We start from the raw sequence: 1,144 nt of genomic DNA, 5'->3' as shown, positions 1-1,144 counted from the left end.
TAAACATAAAAGACCTCCGAAAAAATATTTATGCATATTTATTATACCATAATATTTTTTCGGAGGTCTCCCACCCAGGTGAAATGTGACATTATTCATATTATGCAAAATAAAACTAAGGAGGGATATATATGGCATCAAAAACAAGACTTAAGGGTAACGTACATATAGCTTTACCTGCAAAGAAAGGAAAGAAAAAAGAAGGTGAAAAAAAGGTTGAAAGTAATCTAAAAGAAGTAAAAAATGATGACTAACTTTTATTATCAAAAACGTCCATATATTTTGTCTTTATGGACGTTTTTAGTTTTGAGAAGAAAGTTAATTTAAACTTAATATATTTGCATCACTTTATTATGACTTTATTTGTTCCGCCCCAAAGATAAAGAGTAACAACAGTTCTATAGGGCTTAAAATTATCACTAAAATTTATGAGAAATTCTCTATTTGGTAGTTCAGGAATTATATAAAGCCCCTGAACTGCTTTTTTTATACCCAAATTTTGAAGAGAAAATACATCCATTCTTCCGAGTGAAAATATAAGAAACATTTCCGCGGTCCATTTACCAATTCCTTTAACCTTAATTAGTTCTTTAATAATTTCTTCGTCAGTAAGACTATCGATATTATCTATATTAACCACACCATCTTTTATTTTTTGAGCAAGATCTTTAATATATACAACCTTACTTTTAGAAAGCCCAACAGAACGTGATGCTTCTTCTTGGCATTTAAGTATGTTATCGAATCTAACCTCATCCAATAAAGTTAATAGCTTATTACAGACAGAATAAGCTGCCTTCATTGATAATTGTTGCACTACAATATTTTAAACTAATGATAAAAAGTAGTTTTTATCAAGATTTATTTGTATTTCTTCAACTTCTTTTATCAGTTCCTTTATTTTAAAATCTTTATTTATAACTTTGATAAAAATCTGATTATCTTGAGTTAAAATTAAACTATTCAATTAATCACTCCCTAAATACGTAATATAATTTTAACATACCAGTGAATTGTGTCTAAGCTTAGATATTACTAACAATTAATGGATAATGTCACATTTCACCTGGGTGGGAGACCTCCGAAAAAATATTATGGTATAATAAATATGCATAAATATTTTTTCGGAGGTCTTTTATGTTTA

Annotated in this window: 3 protein-coding genes; 1 reads left to right on the top strand and 2 read right to left on the bottom strand. The window is 27.9% G+C overall.

What is annotated here, in order from left to right:
• The first annotated feature begins 131 nt into the window (after positions 1 to 131).
• Positions 132 to 254, top strand: coding sequence for a hypothetical protein (locus tag BUB63_RS14055; protein WP_256379677.1), 123 nt, complete (start codon positions 132 to 134; stop codon positions 252 to 254).
• 89 nt (positions 255 to 343) lie between these two features.
• Here BUB63_RS14055 and BUB63_RS13135 read toward each other — a convergent pair whose 3' ends face one another.
• Together BUB63_RS13135 and BUB63_RS13755 are read right to left on the bottom strand one after the other, a co-directional pair.
• Positions 344 to 817, bottom strand: a complete 474-nt coding sequence (locus BUB63_RS13135; RefSeq protein ID WP_278299138.1) for a DNA-3-methyladenine glycosylase family protein — start codon at positions 815 to 817, stop codon at positions 344 to 346.
• A gap of 9 nt (positions 818 to 826) precedes the next feature.
• Positions 827 to 967, bottom strand: a complete 141-nt coding sequence (locus BUB63_RS13755) for a hypothetical protein (RefSeq protein ID WP_156897881.1) — start codon at positions 965 to 967, stop codon at positions 827 to 829.
• Between the last annotated feature and the right edge of the window lie 177 nt (positions 968 to 1,144).

Source organism: Caloramator proteoclasticus DSM 10124 (assembly GCF_900129265.1).
Taxonomy (GTDB): Bacteria; Bacillota; Clostridia; order Clostridiales; family Caloramatoraceae; genus Thermobrachium; species Thermobrachium proteoclasticum.
This window is presented reverse-complemented; position numbering and strand designations above follow the sequence as displayed.